This is a genomic window from Rhizobium sp. BR 362 (genome assembly GCF_036528765.1).
Classification (GTDB): domain Bacteria; phylum Pseudomonadota; class Alphaproteobacteria; order Rhizobiales; family Rhizobiaceae; genus Rhizobium.
Window position 1 is genome coordinate 56,266 of sequence record NZ_JARWGH010000014.1, and the last position, 19,159, is coordinate 75,424.

Here is a 19,159-nt window from a genome sequence, read left to right on the forward strand (position 1 = left end):
CGGTTTTCGGAAAGGCTTATGCGTTATCCAAGATTGAGATTGCTTATCGAGATTGATTATCAACGAGGGAGATGACAGCAAAAAGATGGAAAATTGTCGAAAAACGAGTAGTCTTCGACAGATTGACTAGGAAGATTTAGCAGAATGACAAGCCATGGATGACCTCGATCGCGACCTCCTGAGCGCGCTGCGCCATAACGCCCGCACCTCCGTCTCGTCACTGGCGGCGACCACCGGTGCCTCGCGCGCCACGGTGACGGCGCGCATCGAGCGGCTAGTCGATAACGGCACCATCACCGCCTTCACCATCAGAACCGGCCACGAAGCCCGCTCGGCCGGCGTGCGCGCTATCGTCATGATCGAGGTGCTCGGCAAATTGGCGGACAAGGTCGCCGATCAGCTTCGCGGCCTGCCGCAGGTGAGGGCGCTGCACAGCACCAACGGAAAATGGGATTTCATCGCCGAACTGGAAGACCGCGATCTCGCCTCCTTCGACGAAACGCTGCGCCGGATCCGCTTGATCAACGGCATCAACACGACGGAGTCCAATATCCTGCTGAAGACCAGCAAGATGGGGTTTTAGGTCAGGTTACCCTCGCCCCATCGGGGAGAGGGTGGCGTCCCTGAGCTTGTCGAAGGGATGCCGGGTGAGGGGGCGCTGCCGGGAAGACGCCGTCGACGAGCCGGGACATAGCGCGCAATCCTTACGGTGCAACGCCCCCTCAACCCGCGCTGCGCGCGACCTTTTCCCCGCGGGGGAGAAGGTAGAGCTCCTCAATACTCGTGCTCATAGACAATCCCGGCTTCGCCAGCGCCATTCGAGCCGGCCGCACCCCGCAGCTTAACGCCACGGCCGACATCGAGATTGATGATCGCCTTGGTGTTGTTGGAGGCGCCCTGCTGCAATTCGATATAGGTGCGCTTGTTCAGATACTTGCCGGCGCCCACCTGTGCCTGGCCCTTTGAATCAGTGGTGACGTCGAGATCGTCGACGCCGAGATGGCTGCGCAGGCCCTCGAACAAGGAGGTGGAGCGACCGCCGGCGAGCTGGCTTGCGGCATCGGCAAGCTGGGCGATCTGCAGGGCTGAAAGCTTCGACATCGATTGGCCGAAGATCAGTTGCGCCAGCACCTCATCCTGCGGCAGGGCAGGCGAGGAGGAGAAACTGATCTTCGGGTCGGTGGCCAAACCCGTGACGTCGACGGTGATGGTGGTGGAATTCACGCTGGACGTCGCTTCCATATCGAGGGCAGGCGTCAGGTCGCCGCCGAAGGTGATCTTGCTGGAATTGGTGAAATCCAGCCGGCGGCTGAGGATGGTCAGGCGGCCGCGCCTCATGGTGAAGCCACCGGAGACGACCGGATCCGCCGCCGTGCCACGGACGGTGATGCTGCCGCCGAGTTCCGCATCGATGCCGCGGCCGCGGACGAAAATCTGCGAGGGTGCATCGAGTTGCAGGTCGATGCCGAGGGTTGTGGATTTGTCACGCGGTCCCTGCGGCTTCTGATCCTTGAACTGGGCGCTGACGGCTGACGGTGCGTTCTTATGCTTGATATTGATCTCGGAGAGCGAGGTCGGCAGCTTTTCCGGCACGGTGATCGATGCCTTGTTCAGCTTCAGACTTCCGCTGAGCACCGGCGCGGTCAGCAGCGGTCCCTTGATGCCGAGCGTTCCGTTGATGGTTGCGGTTACCAGTGTGCCGTCGACATAGGTGGCATTGTTGAATTTCAGTTGGATATCGGCAGGAAAGCCACTGTCGGGAGCGATGCCAATCGTGCCGGTTGCCGAGACGCTGCCGCCGCTGGCGAGATTGCCGTTCAGCCGAGAGATCACCGCCTGCCTGCCGTCGAGCGTGACGGTGACGGCGAGACCGTTGAGGGTGAGGTTGCGGCGGACGTCGACGAGCTTGGCGCCATCGGTGGAAATCGTGCCTGTAACGGCGGGCGCCGCAGTCGTGCCGGCAATCTGGATATCGATCTTCGAGGTGCCGGACATATTGAGGCCCTGCGCGGCAAGCTGCCCGGCCATCGCGTCAAAGGGCAAAGTGCCGGAAAATTTCATCGCCAAGGCTTTGTTGCCGGCCACGGCAACGGTGCCGCCGCCATTGAGCGCCAGTCCATTCTGGCCGGTAAGGTTCGTGTTTATGGTGACCGTATTGTTGGCAAACTGGCCGTTCGCCTTAACGCCAAGCGGGCCGAGGCCGGCTGATTTGGTCTGGCTGGTCGCGGCGCCCGACCAATTGGTCTGAAAGGCGACGACCGGCGCGGCCGGCTTGCCGGTCACTGTCACCTTGCCGGAGATCGCGCCTTCGGCCGCCAATGTTGGCGCGAAGACATTGGCAAGGCTGGCAGGCAGATTGGCGATCTCGGCGGTGATATTCAGCACCTGTCCAGCCGTACCGTTCACCGTCACCGAACCGCCGCCAGTCCGGATCGTCAAGCCGTTCAGCGTTGCCGCGCCGTCCTTGACGATAATCTTGGTTGGTGATGCCAGCTTGATCGGGATGGTGCGAGGCGCGCCGGCGAAATCATCGAGACTGACGACCGTCTGGCCGCCGCCCGTTTCGACATTGCCGCTGGCCGTCAGCGGCGCATTGTCATAGTTCGATTTGAGATCGAAAACCGTGCGGCTGCCCTGTTGCGTGAAGGTCAGCCCGAGATCGGTAATGCGGTTGGCGCCGGAGGCGATGGCGCCGGCGCGGATCGTGCCATTGGCGGAAAACGCCTTGAGGTCATCGACCGTCAGCGCGATGGCCGGCTTGTCGATCGAGAGATCGTCGCGGCGGATGCCGCGGCCGCTGGCGTCGACCTTCAGGCCGATCTTGCCGTTGGCGCTGGAGAGATCGATCGAGCCCTTTAGATCGCCATCAACCTTCTGCCCGGCCAGAGCGGCAAGCAGACTGAGGTCAGGCAGATCGAAGGTCAACGCGCCTGACGGTTCGAAACTCGGCGAAAGATCCAGCTTGCCCTGCAGCTTGTTGGCGCCGACATCGACGGCGAGCTTCGGAATGCTGGTGCGGCCGTTCTGCGAGGTCGCATTGGCGGTGATGCTGATCGGTTTGCCGTCGATTGCGCCGTTTGCTTGCACCCTGGCTTGCGGTGCGTTCGGATCGGCGGTTCCGGTCAGCGCCACGTCGAGCGTATCCAGCAGCCGGCCTGCCAGCTTGACGTTGACGGCCTTTACCGTCGCGTCGATGCCGAGCGCGCTCAGCGGACCCTTGGCCTTGAGGCCGATATCCGCCTGTCCTTCGGCATTCGGGATGAGCTTGGAGAGATCGAGGAGTTTGCCGGTGATCTCCGATGTCAGCGTCTGGTTATCGAGCGCGGCACTGCCGCTGATTTCGCCGACATTTGATTTCAGGGCGAGGTTGGAGAGGTTCATTTTCGTCGGCACCGTGCCGGCGACCTGGCCTTCGAGCGAAATGGTCCCCTCGAACTTGTCCGATACGCCGTCCGGCAGCACGGCGGGCAGGGCAAAAATCTTGAAGTTGCCGGTCAGCGACTTCGACGACAGCGTATATTTGCCATTGACGGTGCCGCCGATGCTGGCGCTTTCCAGCGTCGTGTTGTTGAAGCCGATCGTGTCCGGCGAGAGCTGCAGGGGCGCGGTCAGCGCCACCGGCGCGCGGATCAGGCGGTTAAGATCGGGGCTGATGAAAGCGGTCTGGCCGACCACGAGACGAAGCTGCAGCGGGCCGGAGCCGTTGGTCAGGTTGAAGGCGTCGCTCTTGGCAATGAGGTTCACCTGGCCAATCCGGCCTTGCGGCGTGCTGGCGCTGTCGAGGGAGGCCTTGGCATCGATCTTCACCGACTGCGCCGCGCCCGTCAGCGCGACATCGGCACGCGAAATCATCGCCCGTATCTCACCGCCTTCTATCGGCCAGCGGAAATCCACGGGGCCCGAAGTGCCGAGCAGGTTGGCGTTGAGGCTGTTGTTACCTGAGGGATCGAGCGTGCCCGAGGCGGCGATGACGACGCTGCCGGTGGCGAGATTGCCGGTCTGGATGTCGATCTTGCCCTTGCCGTCGAAAGTAGCGGCAAAGTCGATCGTGGTCTGGCCGGCGAAAAGAGGCCGGAAGGTCGGCGGCAGCAATGAATCGACGTCGCCGCCGCCCTTTACGTCGACATGGTGGAGCCCATCGGCGGAAATGGCATGATGGCCATCGATCGATACCGTCGGTTTGCCATCGAGCGCGGCCTGCAGCTTGCCGCCCCAATTCGACAACGGGCCCTCACCGGAGAGATTGATGTTGATCGCCGGGCCGCCCGGCAGATGGAGCATTCCGGCGAGCATGCCGTCGCGAGGTTCGGCGATTTCCGCTTTCAGGTTCAGGCGGTTTTCGGCCGGCGCAAAAGCAATGGTGGTGGAGAGCTTGGCGTCGGGAACATCCTGGCGGTTGGCATCGAGGACGAGGTCGACGCTGCTGCTATTCGCCTTGCCGCTGCCGTTGGCGGCAATCGCGAAATCCTGACCGGCAACAGCCTGCCCGATGCGAAGATTTGGCAATGCGAGAGCGCCGATATCGATGGCGATGGGCAGCGAGAAGCCCTTGCTTTCCGTCGGCGTCGCCTGCGGTTCTGCCGTAGCTTTTGCCGTCGAAACCGGCAGACGCTGAAAATCGACGGCGTCGGCGGCAACGCGGTCGGCGTGAAAAGTGCCTGTCAGCAGCGAGGCCGGCGACCAGTCGACGGCGAGATTCTGGACCTTCGCGAAGGTGCCCTTGGTGTCGGCAACCGCAATCGAGCCGACGCGGAGGTTGCCGGTCAAGAGACCAGACGGTGCGGCAATCGTAATGGTTTGGTCGGGGGTTGAGACGAGTTTTGCAACTTGATTGACGGCATAGCTGGTGGCGGCCGGCACAAAGCCGACAATCAGCACGGCGGCGACCGCAAGTACGAAGATTGCCACGACCACATAGGCGATGAGGCGCACCAATCTCCCGAGAATTCGAATCAACATGCTCATGAGAGCGACAGTAACCTCAATTTTTGTAACCGCGTGCTGAACCGTCTGCGACTGTACGGCGTGTCAGAAGGCTTGACCTATGCCGGCATAGATGCCGTATGCCGTACCGTCCTCATATTTCCTGAGAGGAACGGCGACGTCGAGCCTGATGGGACCGAAGGGTGTAGCGTAGCGCACACCGACGCCCGCGCCAATGCGAACATCGGAAAAGTCAGGAAAAGTGCTGCCGGTGACGCTGCCCATATCGACGAAAGGCACGATGCCGATCTTGTCGGTGATCTTGACGCGGGCTTCGATAGAGGCGGTGGCATAGGAGCGGCCGCCAAGCGCATCGCCATTGGAATTATAGGGCGTGATTTCCTGGTAGGCATAGCCGCGGACCGAGCCGCCGCCGCCGGCATAAAAACGCCGGGTGGCCGGAATGTCCGAGATACCGTTGGTGCCGATCAGCGAGCCGAGGGAGAGCTTACCGGCGAAGACGACGTTATCGTTGGCGCCGACGCCCTGATAGCCGGAAATCGAACCCTCGAACGAGCTGAACACCGTGCTGCCTAGTGCTTCATAGCTCGGCTTGGCGCTGATCGAGGCGCGATATCCCTGGGTCGGATCCAGCTTGTTGTCGCGCGTGTCCCTGACATATTCGAGCGGGATCGCCAGCGTCAGGTAGTTTTGATCGCCATAGGCATCGGTGCTGTCTTGCTCATAGCTCACTTCTCCGCCGGCGGAGACGGTGTCTTGATCGGTCAGCTCGTAGGCAAGGCTGCCGCTCGCGGTAATGGTATCGGCGTCGTAGGCATCGGGATGCAGGCTTTGCATCTTCAGGCCGGTCGTAAGGGTTGCCGATGGATAGAAGGTCGCAGGCCGGACGTAGGTAACACCGGCGCTATAGTCGAGTTGGCCGACATCGGTCGTTTCGCCGATGCGGGCGACTGATCCTTCGATGCGCAGCGAATCCGCCCGGCCGGTCAGGTTGCGATGCCCCCAATAGCCCTGAAGACCAAAGCCGTCGATGGTGGAATATTGGGCGCCGACGCCGAAGTAGCGCTGCTTGCCCTCAGACACTTCGATGGTCATGGGAATGCTGCCGTCCGGGGCGAGCTTGTCGGCCTCGCGGATGGTGACGCTGGAAAAGACGCCGAGTGTGCGCAGGCGGTCCGAGGCTTTCTTCAGTTCGTCCGGCGAATAGGGCTTGCCCTCGTTGATGCGGGCGTAGCGCTTGATGAAATCCGGATCGACCGATTTCTGGCCACTGACCCCGACATTGCCGATGGGCGCCACGGGGCCGCTTTCGACGCTGAGCGAAACATCGACCCTGTTTGTCCGGTGATCGGCGACGACATCGCGCTTGGTCAGCTTGGCGAGCGGATGGCCTTCGTTCTTGAAATCGGCGACGATCTTGTCGCCGGCTTTCAGGATTGTCAGCGAGCCGGCGTCGCCGCCGGGCACAAGCCCGTAGCTGGCAGGATCAAGGCCGCGCGCATCGCCGAGCAGGCTGATCTTGCCAAGCGTGAAAACGGGACCGGGATCGACGCTGATGGTGACGGCAACCGGTTTCGAACGTCCGAAGGCGGGATTGGGCGGCAGCGCATCGATATTCGTGCCGTTGATCGTGATCGTGACCACGCCGCCATAGCGCGACTTTTCGTAGAGAGTGGCGATCAGCCGGTCGCGATCATCGCGCGCCTTGATAACGACCCCGAGGTCGCCGGACACAGGCTTCTTCTTGTCCGAAACCAGCATGGAGCTCTCGGTCAGGGCCTCCTTGAGATCCTTGTCAAGATTGTCCGTCCTGAAGTCAACGGTGTAGCGAACGGGATCGGAAACCTGCTCCGCCGTGTCGTCTTCGCCCCAGAGCGTCATGCCGAACAGTTTGAAGGCAAGTGCGTTTCCAACATAGATCGGGCCGAGCGCAATCGTTGCCGCAACCGCCATTACGGTGCCCGCTCGCCGATACGCAATACTCTTTCTCGGACCAGTTCTTTTATGCATACGCCGCTTTACGGTTATATAAGAACTTTCTCAGTTTGGCGTTTCCCCCGGGTTAACGCGCGGCCACCATAGAGGCAAAAGCGTTTCGCGTGTACCTTTTAGAGTCAAAAACCTGCAAAAAGACGATGGCCCAAATGAAAAATCCCGGATTTCCGTCCGGGACTTAGGGCTGTTCCAGCGCTTTTCGTGGGGCGGGCGGCGGACGTCGCGGCCTATTCCCCCCTCGATCCAGCGTTGAAATTAGCTTCGTTTACATCCGACCGAGGGCGGTTTCATCCTCTCCGAGATGAAAAGACGAGGAGAAACAAAAAGTCCCGGACCTTAGGCCCGGGACTTCGATAGTTCTATCGCTATTCGATCAGTAACCGCCGCCATTATAGTAGCTGCGACGATAGCCGCCGCGCGGGCAATCGTCGATGTAGCGGCGGCCATAGCGGTCGCGGTAGTAGCACTGGCCGGGCTGTTCGGCGACGCTGCCGATGACAGCGCCCGAAACACCACCGATCGCGGCACCGACGGCTGCACCGCGAACATTACCGGTTACGGCGCCGCCGATGATGGCGCCAGATGCTGCGCCGATGCCGGCGCCTTGCTCGGTCGGGGTGCAGCTTGCGATAGACAAGCCGACCAGTGCGAGCATAAGAGCTTTCTTCATTTTACTCTCTCCAACGTTAGTTTAGCCGGTACCCCCGGCGAACGCCGTCCCAATTTTCCAGCTCCACCACGATGGGCTGTCCTTGCAGTCCTGCAGCTAAGAAGAAATATCGTGCAAAATATGTTTGTCCATTGGGCACTTGCGGTTTTTTTGGTGCTAAACTCGCCGCGTCCACAATCGGTACACAAAAAGAACCGAGCGGCAGAAAAATCCACGGCCTTTCTAAAGTAGAGGTTGATCCGACTACAAAAAAGTCAAATGATGGCCGCTGCCTCTGGAGGAGAGGCGAGGAGGAAAACATGGCGAAAGTGACTTTGACGGTGAACGGCCGGACGGTCAGTGGCGAGTGCGAGGATCGCATGCTGCTCGTCCATTTCATCAGGGAAAAGCTTGGCCTGACGGGAACCCATGTCGGCTGCGACACCACCCAATGCGGCGCCTGCGTCATTCACATGGATGGCAAATCGGTCAAGAGCTGTTCGATCCTGGCGGTGCAGGCGTCCGGTTCGGAGATTACAACCATCGAGGGTTTGGCCGCCAATGGCGAACTGCATCCCGTTCAGGCTGCTTTCAAGGAGCATCACGGCCTTCAATGCGGCTTCTGCACGCCCGGCATGGTGATGACGGCCGTCGACATGATTAATCGCCACGGCGGCGCGCTGGATGAAGGGACGGTGCGTGCCGAGCTCGAAGGCAATATCTGTCGCTGCACCGGCTATCACAATATCGTCAAGGCAGTCCTTTCTGCCAATGCTGAAATGCACGCCGCCAAGCAGGCGGCCGAATAAGATTTCACCGAGATTGTCTGGCGAACGCCAACGACCGTTTATCTTGGCGGACTGCCGACCCCGGAACCCCAATGGGAGGATATCATGGGCGTTGAAGGCATTGGCGCGCGCGTAGCGCGCAAGGAAGACAAGCGATTTCTGACGGGCAAGGGGCGCTATACCGACGATATGGTGGCGCCGGGCATGAAATATGCCTATTTCGTCCGCAGCCCGCATGCGCATGCGAAGATTACCGGTATCGACGCCTCGGCTGCTTTGGCCATGCCAGGCGTGATCGGCGTGCTGGATGGTAAGCAATTGCTGGCCGATGGCATCGGCAACCTCATCTGCGGCTGGATGATTCATTCGAAGGACGGCTCGCCGATGAAAATGGGTGCATGGCGGCCGCTGGCAGTCGATACCGTGCGCTATGTCGGCGATGCCGTGGCGATCGTCGTTGCCGATTCGCTTGGCGAGGCGCGCGATGCGGCCGAGGCTGTCGTGGTGGATTATGAAGAGCTTCCCGCCGTTATCCAGGCGGTCGAAGCGCTGAAGCCCGGCGCGCCGCAGCTTCATCCGGAAGCGGCTGACAATTTGATCTTCGACTGGGAGCTGGGTGACGCCGCGGCGACCGACAAGGCAATCGCCGAAGCGGCCCATGTGACGGAGCTTGAAATTCACAACAACCGGCTGTCGCCGAATGCCATGGAGCCGCGCGCGACCCTCGGCATCTACGATGCCGGCGACGATCACTATACGTGCTACACCACCAGCCAAAACCCGCATCTGGCGCGGCTGGTCATGAGCGCCTTCTACAATGTCGCGCCGGAAAACAAGCTGCGCGTCATCGCGCCTGACGTCGGCGGCGGTTTTGGCTCGAAGATCTACATCTATCCCGAGGAGATCGTCTGTCTTTGGGCGTCGAAGAAGACCGGCGTGCCGGTCAAGTGGACGGCCGATCGTACCGAGGCGTTCCTGACCGACGCGCATGGCCGCGACCATGTCTCCAAGGTGAAGATGGCCTTCGATGCCCAAAACCGCATTACGGCGTTGAAGGTCGATACCATCGCCAATCTCGGCGCCTATATGTCGCTCTTCTCCTCATGCGTGCCGACCTATCTCTATGCGACGCTGCTGTCCGGCCAATATGCGATCCCGGCGATCCACGCCAATGTTCGCACCGTCTATACCAATACGGTGCCGGTCGACGCCTATCGCGGTGCCGGGCGCCCGGAAGCGACCTATCTTCTCGAGCGCACCGTCGAAACGGCGGCGCGCGAGCTTGGCGTTTCACCGGCCGAACTCAGGCGAACCAACTTCGTCCGCTCCTTCCCCCATCAAACGCCGGTCATCATGAATTATGACGCCGGCAACTACGAGGCATCGCTCGATGCCGCCATGCAGCAGGCCGATTGGAACGGTTTCCCGGCCCGCAGGGCAGCGGCGGAGGCGCGCGGCATGAAGCGCGGCATCGGCATGAGCTGCTATATCGAGGCCTGCGGACTTGCGCCATCACAGGCGGTCGGTTCGCTCGGCGCCGGTGTCGGCCTTTGGGAATCGGCGGAAGTGCGGGTGAATGCTGTCGGGACGGTCGAGGTGCTCACCGGTTCGCACAGCCATGGCCAGGGTCACGAGACGACCTTCGCACAGCTCGTCGCCGACCGGTTGGGCGTGCCGATCGACAGCGTGTCGATCGTTCATGGCGATACCGACAAGGTGCAGATGGGCATGGGCACCTATGGCTCGCGTTCCGGCGCGGTCGGCATGTCGGCCGTGGTGAAGGCGCTCGACAAGGTGGAAGCCAAGGCGAAGAAGATCGCGGCTCATCTGATGGAAGCCGACGAGAGCGATATCGTCATCGAAAACGGCGAGGTCAAAGTTGCCGGTACCGACAAGTCGCTGCCCTGGTTCCAGGTGGCGCTCGCCGCCTATACCGCACATAACCTTCCCTCCGGCCTGGAGCCTGGCCTGAAGGAAACGGCCTTTTACGATCCGGCCAACTTCACCTTCCCGGCCGGCTGCTACATCTGTGAAGTCGAGGTCGATCCGGAAACCGGCAAGACCGTTATCATCCAGTTCGTCGCCGCCGACGATTTCGGCAACATCATCAATCCGATGATTGTCGAAGGTCAGGTGCATGGCGGCATCGCGCAGGGGGTCGGCCAGGCGTTGCTCGAGGCCGTGCATTACGATGCAAGCGGCCAGTTGCTGACGGCGAGCTTCACGGACTACGCCATGCCACGCGCCGACGATCTGCCGTCCTTCAATCTGTCGCATCAAAACACGCCTTGCCCCAACAATCCGCTGGGGGTCAAGGGCTGCGGCGAGGCGGGCGCCATCGGCTCGCCGCCGGCGCTGATCAACGCCATCACCGATGCGATCGGCAACAATGCCCTAACGATGCCGGCCACGCCGCTGAAGGTGTGGGAAGCGGCGCGAGCCGTAGCCTGAGACAGGGGAGGAGAAAACCATGTATGCAACCAACTATCACCGCGCCTCCTCGGTCGACGAAGCCGTCAAGCTTCTGTCCGATATGCCGGAGGGGAAATACGTCTCCGGCGGCATGACGCTGATTGCCACCATGAAGCAGCGTCTGGCGTCGCCGAGCGATCTCGTCGATCTCAGGCATATTCCAGCGCTGAAGGGCATCCGCGTCGACGGCCGCAGGGTAACGATCGGCGCTGCGACGACGCATGCCGAGGTCGCCTCCTCGGCGGCGATCCGCGCCGTCTGCCCGGCGTTCTGCGATCTTGCCGGCATGATCGGCGATCCGCATGTCCGCCATATGGGCACGATCGGCGGCTCGGTCGCCAACAACGACCCGGCGGCGGACTATCCTTCGGCCATGCTGGGCCTCGGTGCCACCATCGTGACCGACAGGCGCCAAATCGCGGCCGATGATTTCTTCACCGGCCTGTTCGAGACGGCGCTGGAGGAAGGTGAGCTGATTACGGCCATAACCTTCGAGGCTCCGGAAAAAGCGGGCTACGCCAAATTCCCCAATCCGGCCTCGCGCTACGCCATGACCGGCGTCTTCGTTGCCAAGGGGACGGATGGTGTACGGGTCGCGGTTACCGGCGCGGGCGCGGATGGCGTGTTCCGTCATAGCGGGATGGAGCAGGCGCTTGCGGCGAACTGGTCGCCGGATGCGCTCGCCAGCGCAACTGTCGATTCGTCGACGCTGCTGTCGGATCTGCATGCCACGGCCGAATATCGTGCCAACTTGATCAAGGTCATGGCCAAGCGCGCGGCTGCGGCCGCATAAAATCACGCGAAAAATACCGGAGGGGCGGCTCGGCTGCCTTTCCGGTGTCGGGCATTGCGGAGATTGGGCTCGATTGTCAAATCTCGGTGATTGACAATTCTTGTCTGGAATAGTTCAAAATTAAGGGCCATTTGCCGCAGCGAGTGCGAAAGCGATGCGGAGGGGTTGACGTGCAGACCGGCAATCATGAAAACGGTCGCATGGTTCTGGAGCAGATGATGGATTTCGAAGCATTTTTCAAAGGCGAACTGGACGGTCTACGTCAGGAAGGCCGGTATCGTGTGTTCGCCGATCTGGAGCGTCAGCGCGGCAGCTTTCCGCGCGCGACCTGGCATACGCCGGAAGGCTCCAAGGACGTAACGGTCTGGTGCTCGAACGACTATCTCGGCATGGGCCAGCACCCCAAGGTCATCGAAGCCATGAAAGAGGCCATCGATCACTGTGGCGCGGGTGCGGGAGGCACCCGGAATATTTCTGGCACCAACCACTACCATGTTCTGCTGGAGCAGGAGCTTGCCGATCTGCACGGCAAGGAAGCCGCGTTGATCTTTACGTCCGGCTATATTTCCAACTGGGCGACGCTCGGTACGCTCGGCGCGAAGATCCCGGGCCTGATCATCTTTTCGGACGCGCTGAACCATGCCTCGATGATCGAGGGCATCCGCTATGCCAAGTGCGACAAGGTCATCTGGAAACACAACGACTTGCATGATCTCGAAGCCAAGCTCAAGGCCGCCGATCCGAAGGCGCCGAAGCTGATCGCTTTCGAGAGCGTCTATTCGATGGATGGCGACATCGCGCCGATCAAGGAGATCTGCGATCTCGCCGACAAATACGGAGCAATGACCTATCTCGACGAAGTGCATGCCGTCGGCATGTACGGTCCGCGCGGCGGCGGCATTGCCGAGCGCGAAGGTCTGATGGACCGGCTGACGGTCATTGAAGGCACGCTTGGCAAGGCCTTCGGCGTCATGGGCGGCTATATCGCCGCCTCATCCGCGCTTTGCGATTTCATCCGCTCCTTTGCCTCCGGCTTCATCTTCACGACGTCGCTGCCGCCGGCATTGGCGGCGGGCGCTGTCGCTTCGATCCGGCATCTGAAGGTCAGCCAGTTCGAACGCGCCCGCCATCAGGACCGGGTGCGCCGGCTGCGCGCTCAGCTCGATGCGTCGGGCATTCCGCATATGCCAAACCCGAGCCATGTCGTGCCGGTTTTGGTCGGCGATGCCGCCAAGTGCAAGTGGATCTCGGATCTGCTGCTCGATATGGGCGTCTATGTGCAGCCGATCAATTATCCGACCGTGCCGAAGAAGACCGAACGCCTGCGCATCACACCGACGCCGCTGCATTCGGATGCCGATATTGAGCATCTCGTCGGCGCGCTCCATGCGCTCTGGTCGCGCTGTGCGCTGGCCCGCGCGGTGGCGTAAGTCACCGCTTACATTTTTACTCTTTGATCAGGGCGCGGAAATGCTGTTTCCGCGCCCTGACTTTTTTGAATTTCGGGCGATAATCAGGAGGCTTGCAAAGCCTGCAACTGCGCGAGCGAAGCCGTCGCCCCTCCGCAAACAATCATCAGGATTCGCTCATGCCGTGCCAATCGATCGGCATGGGAATATGCGACCGCCAATGCTGCACCGCAGGCCGGCTCCGCGACTACGCGATGATCATCGAGAAAGCGCATGCATGCGTCGACGGCAGCCCGGTCATCCACGACGACGCAATCGACGGGCAGAGTTTGGGTGATCTCGAAGGCGCGTTGGCAGACCCTTCGGGCGCCGAGCGATGTTGCAATGCTGGTAATGGCGGGCAGTTCGGTAAGCTTGCCAGCCTTTACCGAGGTGGCGAGCGAAGCTGCGCCTTCGGTTTCGGCCGCTATGATCGGAACATGTTGAAGTCCGTTGCGGGCCAAGCCTTCGGCGACGCCAGCCAAGAGCCCTCCGCCGCCAACCGAAAGAACGACCGCATCAAATGGGACTGCCGCTCTGACGACCTCATCGATGATCGTCGCATGCCCCGTCCACAGAAGCGGATCGTCAAACGGGTGAATAAATGCGGTTTCCGCATCGACCGCCTCGAGAGCGCGCTCGTTTGCCTCCTGCCAGGATGCGCCATGAACGAAGACCTCGGCGCCCTCCTGACGGATCAGCGATTTTGCCCGTTCGGTCGTCGTCTCCGGAACGAAGACCGAGACCGGGATCGAGAGACGGCGTCCTGCATAGGCCACGGCAATGCCGGCATTGCCTCCGGAGGAAGATACAAACCGACGCTTTCCGCTTCTGGCGTGATGCTCGCAGGCCGCCCCTATACCCCGGATTTTAAAGGAGCCGGGCGGCTGAAGCGCATCCATCTTCAACCAGACGGATCGCCCCGACGCCTGGCTAAGCGGGCGGGATTCGAGGAGCGGGGTTTCGAGGTGAAGTGCCATGGAGATCTCTCCGCAAAGCGCTGTTGGCGAGGATGTTAGGCTGCCGTTTCCTTTTGCGCGACAAGCGTGCTGGCGCGGCTGCGGGCCTCATCGTCGGCGGCAAAGACCGCATCCATCGTTTCGGCGCTGCCGATGCCGATCATCTGGTCCATGACCGCTTCGGCGATATCGGCCATTTCGAGGAAGCCGATGCGTTCGTCGACAAAGGCCTGGAAGGCAATCTCTTCGGCGGCATTCATGACGGCGCCCTGCAGCCCGCCGCGTTCCAGCGCCGTGCGGGCAAGACGCAGTGCGGGAAAGCGGACCTCGTCCGGCGCTTCGAAATCCAGCCGGGCCAGTTTGGCAAAATCCAGCCGCTCAACGTCGAGCTTCGGCCGGGACGGATAGTTCAGCGCATAGCCGATGGCCGTGCGCATGTCCGGACAGCCGAGCTGCGCCAGCACCGATCCATCCGTATAGCCCACCATCGAATGAACGATGGATTGCGGATGAACGATGACCTCGATCTGATCCGGACGTACATGGAACAGATGTTTGGCCTCGATCATCTCCAGTGCTTTGTTGAACATCGAAGCGCTGCCGATGGAGATCTTCAGGCCCATCGACCAGTTCGGATGTGCGCGCGCCGTCGCCGCCGTGACGTTGGCCATCTGCTCTCGCGACCATGTGCGGAAGGGGCCGCCCGAGGCGGTCAGGATGATGCGCTCGACCGCATGCTGCTGGTCATCCTCGAGCGCCTGGAAAATCGCGCTGTGTTCGCTGTCCACCGGGATCAGCCGTCCGCCGCCTTCGCTGACGGCGCGAACGAAGAGATCGCCGGCGGAAACCAGGCATTCCTTATTGGCGAGCGCGATATCGGCGCCCCGTCGCGCAGCCGCTAGCGTCGGCGCAAGGCCTGCCGTGCCGACGATCGCCGCCATCACCCAGTCGGAAGGGATGGAGGCGGCCTCGATGAGAGCGTTTCGGCCTGCGGCCGCGGCAATGCCGGAGCCGGCAAGGGCATTTTTGAGATCCTGATACCGATCCTCATTGGCCGTGACGGCAAGCGCGGCGCCACAGGCTTTCGCCTGGCTCGCCAGGAGATCGATATTGTCGTGACCGGTGATTGCAGCGATATCGAAGGCTTCGCGCCCGCCCAGTTGGGCGATGACGTCGAGGGTGTTTTGCCCGATCGAGCCGGTCGAACCCAATATCGTCAGGCGGCGCGGCGCCTTGCTCCCGGTTGTCATTTCCAAGTATCCGCATCTTGCTGTGATCGTCCATGGCTCTACAGGGGATCGCGGGAAGCGGCAAGTCCGCAGCTCTGTCGGCGAGGGGCTTACCGGTCCCTTCCTGCTGAAATTACTGGCTTTAGTGGGAATTTCGGCCTGCGAATGAACCAATACGCAGATACCGCGTTTCCCATCCGGCAGAGGCACAGGAGAAGGGGCAATGGTTTTCAAAGCAGCGACGTTTCACGGCTTAAAGCCCGAAATAGAAAGCGAAAATGCCAGGCGCTCGGCGCTGGAATCCACCGTCGCCGATGCTTTAGCCGTCGCCGGCGGTCTCGACGCCTCGGACGTCACGGTTACCGCCGTGGGCCAGGAAATCCGATTGGACGGAACGGCGGCCACGCCCCAGGAAGTCGAGCGGGCGACTGTCGTGGCGGAAGCGGTGCCGGGGGTGAGGCTGGTGAGGAACAGAATTTTGGTGGGGTGAAGCACTTTATTCCACCAAACGACTCTGTCGCTTATGGTGGACGCAGAAATTACTGGCGCCTATTATGAGAGCGCCGATGCTTCCAGAAGATGATGTCGGATGACGCCATGTATCTTCAGCCGCAGCATCGAGAATTAAGATCGTTCGACTGCTGTGTAATACCTGCTCCGATCGCGTCCTAAGCGAAAATATTCTATCGGCGTCGAGTAATCTCCATGCTATATATCGACGCGCAATAGTGACTTAGAGCACTCGTCGCCGCTCTTTATCATATCGTTTCTGTTCCCAAATTTCGGATATCGGATCAGTTCGCCATCATTCGCCGAAGAGCGCATCGCAAAAACGCACTCCGTTCTGCCGGCAACGATCTCGACGGAGCAAGAAAGCCATGCAGCAGCTTTCAATGCCTCTGTTTTAGCTTCCGGCTCGCGGATCGATGTCGCGGCACCCTAGCGGATTTCTTTGCCAGTTGATGTTGCGGCGACGCAAAGCCCATCACTTGAGGACGAGGGATAAATGAAGCTGTATCACTACACCACGTTTTCCGGTGCTCTCGGGATTCTCGGGTCGAAGTCCATGTGGGCGTCATGCATTCATTTTCTGAACGACAAGGAAGAATTCAGGCACGGAATTGCTCTCGCTTCCGAGATTGCGGAAGGCCGGATCAACACGCAGGGTCCAAATGGAAAGCGACTGCTTGGGAATATAGAGAAAATCCTTCATACGGTTCGGAGAAACTTCGTCTGCGTTGCGTCATTTGCGGAAGATGGGGACCTGCTTAGCCAATGGCGGGGATATGCCGCACTCGGTGGCGTTTCCCTAGGCTTCCATAAATCCGCCCTCGAAGCAGCGGGGCAACGGAACCATTTCAAACTGCTGAAATGCGTTTATGACGACAACGACAAAATCAAGATCATAAACAACTATCTCGAACCGTTTCTCTTCGAACTCGAGGAGCAGCAATTTTCAGACGAAAATATTTGGCACCTTGCCGAGGGGTGGGTCGCCGGTTTCCATGTCTATGCCTCAAGCTTCAAAGATAAAAGCTTTGCGGAGGAGAATGAGTGGCGGCTGATCTCAGATCCCACCACGATAGACCACGACAAGGTGCGCGTCCGCTCAGGCCCCGGCTTTCCAATCCCCTATTTCGATCTTCCGCTCCAGCAATCGCTTGTTGAGGGACAAAGCGATCTAGGCTTGGATTCGATCATGATCGGACCGCATAGCGAGCAGGAACTGGCCGAGACCGCCTTTTCGATAGCTGCCGTCACCAAGAAAATCCGTGTCGAGACGTTTACACGGTCTTCTATTCCGTATCGGAGCGTGTAGTGGGACGAGGCAAAACCACAGCTATGCTGCGCCACACGGGAGTTGATGCAATGGCATCAGCTAGGCTTATTTGAGTCCGACAGCCTTGCGTAGCGCCTGCGTCATATCACTCCGCCAATCCTTTCCCTTGGACTGGAATCGCTCAAGGACATCCGGATCTACCCGAAGGGTGACGGCGACCTTCGGCGCATCCATTTTTGGCCGTCCTCTGGCGCGCTTAATGCTTGCCATCAAATCCGGAAAAGCGTCTGCGAAGGGTTTTGCCTGGGCAAGTTGCTCATCCGTTGCTTCCGGCGCGTCTGGATCGGACCCGATCATCTTTTGAATTTCGGCTTCTTCTTCCTCATTGAGAGGCCGCCGTGAAGAGAATTTGCTCACAATAAGAGCTTCCTTTCCTTGCGGTTGCGGGACGCATCGAAATGACCGAGATGGCTTCTGAGCCAAGCGGCTTGAATACGACAGCCGCAACGATCTGCCCGTCCAGTTCGCCGATGGTCATGGAGCGGCCATCATTTGTGGGAACGATGATGGAAGAACTCAATATCGAGATCGGCAAAGTCCAAACCGTGCTTGGCCAGGTTTGTTTCGCGCTTCAGTTCATCCCATACGATATTCATATGATTTTCGTACACGGAAAATCAATAGGCGGCAAGAATATTTGTACACGGAAAATGGTGCGCAATTAGTGGTGATCCCGACGCGATTCGAACGCGTGACCCTCAGATTAGGAATCTGATGCTCTATCCTGCTGAGCTACGGGACCACTGAGATTGATCCATACAAAAGCAAGGGGCCGAAGCCAAGCCCTTTTCCCGTCTCCGAGACAATCTGCTTTCGGTGTTCCGTGCGCCATGATCAGGCGCACGGAAAGATGATGGCGCTTCAGGCGTTCAGACGCTGCTCGGCGAGCCGGACCCAATAGGAGATACCATGGGCGATGGCTTCGTCGTTGAAGTCGTAGGCCGGGTTGTGCAGGCCGGCGGTGTCGCCGTTGCCGACGAAGATGAAGGCGCCGGGGCGTGCGTTCAGCATGTAGGAGAAATCCTCGCCGCCCATCATGGGATCGATGTTGGCGATGACGTTGGCGCTGCCGGCTATGTCGCGCGCGGCGGCAATCGCGTGGTCGGTCTCTTCGGCGTGGTTGACGGTGACCGGATAGTTGCGGTGGAACTGGATATCCGCTTCGGCGTCATGGCTCGCCGCAATGCCGCTGACGATCTGCCGGAAGCGCCGTTCGGCAAGGTCGCGGATTTCCGCGTCGAGCGTGCGGACGGTGCCGACGAAGCTGGCATCGTTGGGAATGACATTATAAGCGTTGCCGCCATTGAACTTGGTGACGGAGACCACCACCGATTTCAGCGGATTGGCGCTGCGCGAGGCGATGAGCTGCAGGTTGGTGACGATCTGCGCGCCGATAGCGATGGGGTCGATGGTTGTGTGCGGCATGGCGGCGTGGCCGCCGCGCCCCTTGATCGTCACGGTGAACTCGTCGGTTGCCGCCATGATCGCGCCCTTGCGGATGGCGAATTGGCCGACCGGCAGGCCCGGCAGATTGTGCATACCGTAGACTTCCGCGATGCGGAAGCGCTCCATCATGCCGTCCTTGACCATCGCGTCGCCGCCGGCGCCACCCTCTTCGGCCGGCTGGAAGATCACGGCGATGTTGCCATTGAAATTGCGGGTCTCGGCAAGATATTTCGCAGCGCCGAGCAACATGGCGGTGTGGCCGTCATGGCCGCAGGCATGCATCTTGCCGGGGGTCTCAGAAGCCCAGGGTTTGCCGGTGATTTCGGTGAGCGGCAGGGCGTCCATATCGGCGCGCAGGCCGACCGTGCGGCCTTCGCCCTTGCCGCGGATCAGGCCGACGACGCCGGTGCGGCCGATGCCGGTGACGACCTCGTCGACGCCGAATGCCCTTAGCTTTTCGGCCACGAAGGCGGCGGTATTTTCCACCGCATACATCAGTTCGGGCCTTGTATGGATATAGCGGCGCCATTCCGTCACTTCGCCCTGGAGTTCGGCGGCTCTGTTCAAAATCGGCATGCTGATTTTTCCTGCTGCTC

Annotated in this window: 14 protein-coding genes, 1 tRNA gene and 1 pseudogene; 7 read left to right on the forward strand and 9 right to left on the reverse strand. The window is 60.5% G+C overall.

Annotated features, from left to right (window positions below):
- Positions 1 to 154 precede the first annotated feature (154 nt).
- Positions 155 to 583: an Lrp/AsnC family transcriptional regulator gene (locus tag QDY28_RS18290; protein ID WP_283056119.1), complete on the forward strand. Its 429-nt coding sequence runs from the start codon at positions 155 to 157 to the stop codon at positions 581 to 583.
- Between the two features lie 191 nt (positions 584 to 774).
- Here QDY28_RS18290 and QDY28_RS18295 read toward each other — a convergent pair whose 3' ends face one another.
- From QDY28_RS18295 to QDY28_RS18305, 3 genes are all read right to left on the reverse strand, one after another.
- On the reverse strand, positions 775 to 4,965 hold the full coding sequence (locus QDY28_RS18295; protein ID WP_331383084.1) for a translocation/assembly module TamB domain-containing protein: 4,191 nt from the start codon (positions 4,963 to 4,965) through the stop codon (positions 775 to 777).
- A gap of 63 nt (positions 4,966 to 5,028) precedes the next feature.
- Positions 5,029 to 6,954, reverse strand: a complete 1,926-nt coding sequence (locus QDY28_RS18300) for an autotransporter assembly complex protein TamA (protein ID WP_331383085.1) — start codon at positions 6,952 to 6,954, stop codon at positions 5,029 to 5,031.
- Positions 6,955 to 7,312: 358 nt separating this feature from the next.
- Positions 7,313 to 7,609 (reverse strand): YMGG-like glycine zipper-containing protein, encoded by a 297-nt coding sequence (locus QDY28_RS18305; RefSeq protein WP_331383086.1) that lies wholly within the window; start codon positions 7,607 to 7,609, stop codon positions 7,313 to 7,315.
- 299 nt (positions 7,610 to 7,908) lie between these two features.
- Between QDY28_RS18305 and QDY28_RS18310 the strand changes: the two genes are divergently transcribed.
- From QDY28_RS18310 to hemA, 4 genes are all read left to right on the forward strand, one after another.
- Positions 7,909 to 8,397 (forward strand): (2Fe-2S)-binding protein, encoded by a 489-nt coding sequence (locus tag QDY28_RS18310; protein WP_331383087.1) that lies wholly within the window; start codon positions 7,909 to 7,911, stop codon positions 8,395 to 8,397.
- An 84-nt stretch (positions 8,398 to 8,481) separates the two neighbouring features.
- Complete coding sequence (locus QDY28_RS18315; RefSeq protein ID WP_331383088.1) at positions 8,482 to 10,827, forward strand: xanthine dehydrogenase family protein molybdopterin-binding subunit; 2,346 nt, start codon at positions 8,482 to 8,484, stop codon at positions 10,825 to 10,827.
- Positions 10,828 to 10,846: 19 nt separating this feature from the next.
- Complete coding sequence (locus QDY28_RS18320) at positions 10,847 to 11,641, forward strand: FAD binding domain-containing protein (RefSeq protein ID WP_331383089.1); 795 nt, start codon at positions 10,847 to 10,849, stop codon at positions 11,639 to 11,641.
- Positions 11,642 to 11,859: 218 nt separating this feature from the next.
- A complete protein-coding gene (gene hemA, locus QDY28_RS18325) occupies positions 11,860 to 13,071 on the forward strand; it encodes a 5-aminolevulinate synthase (RefSeq protein ID WP_331383130.1) in 1,212 nt (403 codons plus the stop codon).
- A gap of 83 nt (positions 13,072 to 13,154) precedes the next feature.
- Here hemA and QDY28_RS18330 read toward each other — a convergent pair whose 3' ends face one another.
- Together QDY28_RS18330 and dxr are read right to left on the reverse strand one after the other, a co-directional pair.
- Positions 13,155 to 14,069 (reverse strand): pyridoxal-phosphate dependent enzyme, encoded by a 915-nt coding sequence (locus QDY28_RS18330; protein ID WP_331383090.1) that lies wholly within the window; start codon positions 14,067 to 14,069, stop codon positions 13,155 to 13,157.
- A 35-nt stretch (positions 14,070 to 14,104) separates the two neighbouring features.
- A complete protein-coding gene (gene dxr, locus QDY28_RS18335; protein WP_331383091.1) occupies positions 14,105 to 15,298 on the reverse strand; it encodes a 1-deoxy-D-xylulose-5-phosphate reductoisomerase in 1,194 nt (397 codons plus the stop codon).
- A gap of 202 nt (positions 15,299 to 15,500) precedes the next feature.
- Between dxr and QDY28_RS18340 the strand changes: the two genes are divergently transcribed.
- Positions 15,501 to 15,767 (forward strand): BON domain-containing protein, encoded by a 267-nt coding sequence (locus tag QDY28_RS18340; RefSeq protein WP_331383092.1) that lies wholly within the window; start codon positions 15,501 to 15,503, stop codon positions 15,765 to 15,767.
- Positions 15,768 to 16,283: 516 nt separating this feature from the next.
- Positions 16,284 to 17,096 carry a DUF2971 domain-containing protein gene (locus tag QDY28_RS18345; RefSeq protein ID WP_331383093.1) on the forward strand — a complete coding sequence of 271 codons (813 nt, stop codon included), beginning with the start codon at positions 16,284 to 16,286 and terminating at the stop codon, positions 17,094 to 17,096.
- 66 nt (positions 17,097 to 17,162) lie between these two features.
- Here QDY28_RS18345 and QDY28_RS18350 read toward each other — a convergent pair whose 3' ends face one another.
- From QDY28_RS18350 to QDY28_RS18365, 4 genes and pseudogenes are all read right to left on the reverse strand, one after another.
- Entirely contained in the window at positions 17,163 to 17,414 is a 252-nt protein-coding gene (locus tag QDY28_RS18350; RefSeq protein WP_442967557.1) for a BrnA antitoxin family protein, read from the reverse strand.
- Between the two features lie 25 nt (positions 17,415 to 17,439).
- A pseudogene (locus tag QDY28_RS18355) lies at positions 17,440 to 17,713 on the reverse strand (BrnT family toxin).
- Positions 17,714 to 17,782: 69 nt separating this feature from the next.
- A tRNA-Arg gene (locus QDY28_RS18360) sits at positions 17,783 to 17,859 on the reverse strand.
- Positions 17,860 to 17,978: 119 nt separating this feature from the next.
- Complete coding sequence (locus tag QDY28_RS18365; protein ID WP_331383094.1) at positions 17,979 to 19,139, reverse strand: M20 aminoacylase family protein; 1,161 nt, start codon at positions 19,137 to 19,139, stop codon at positions 17,979 to 17,981.
- Positions 19,140 to 19,159 lie beyond the last annotated feature (20 nt).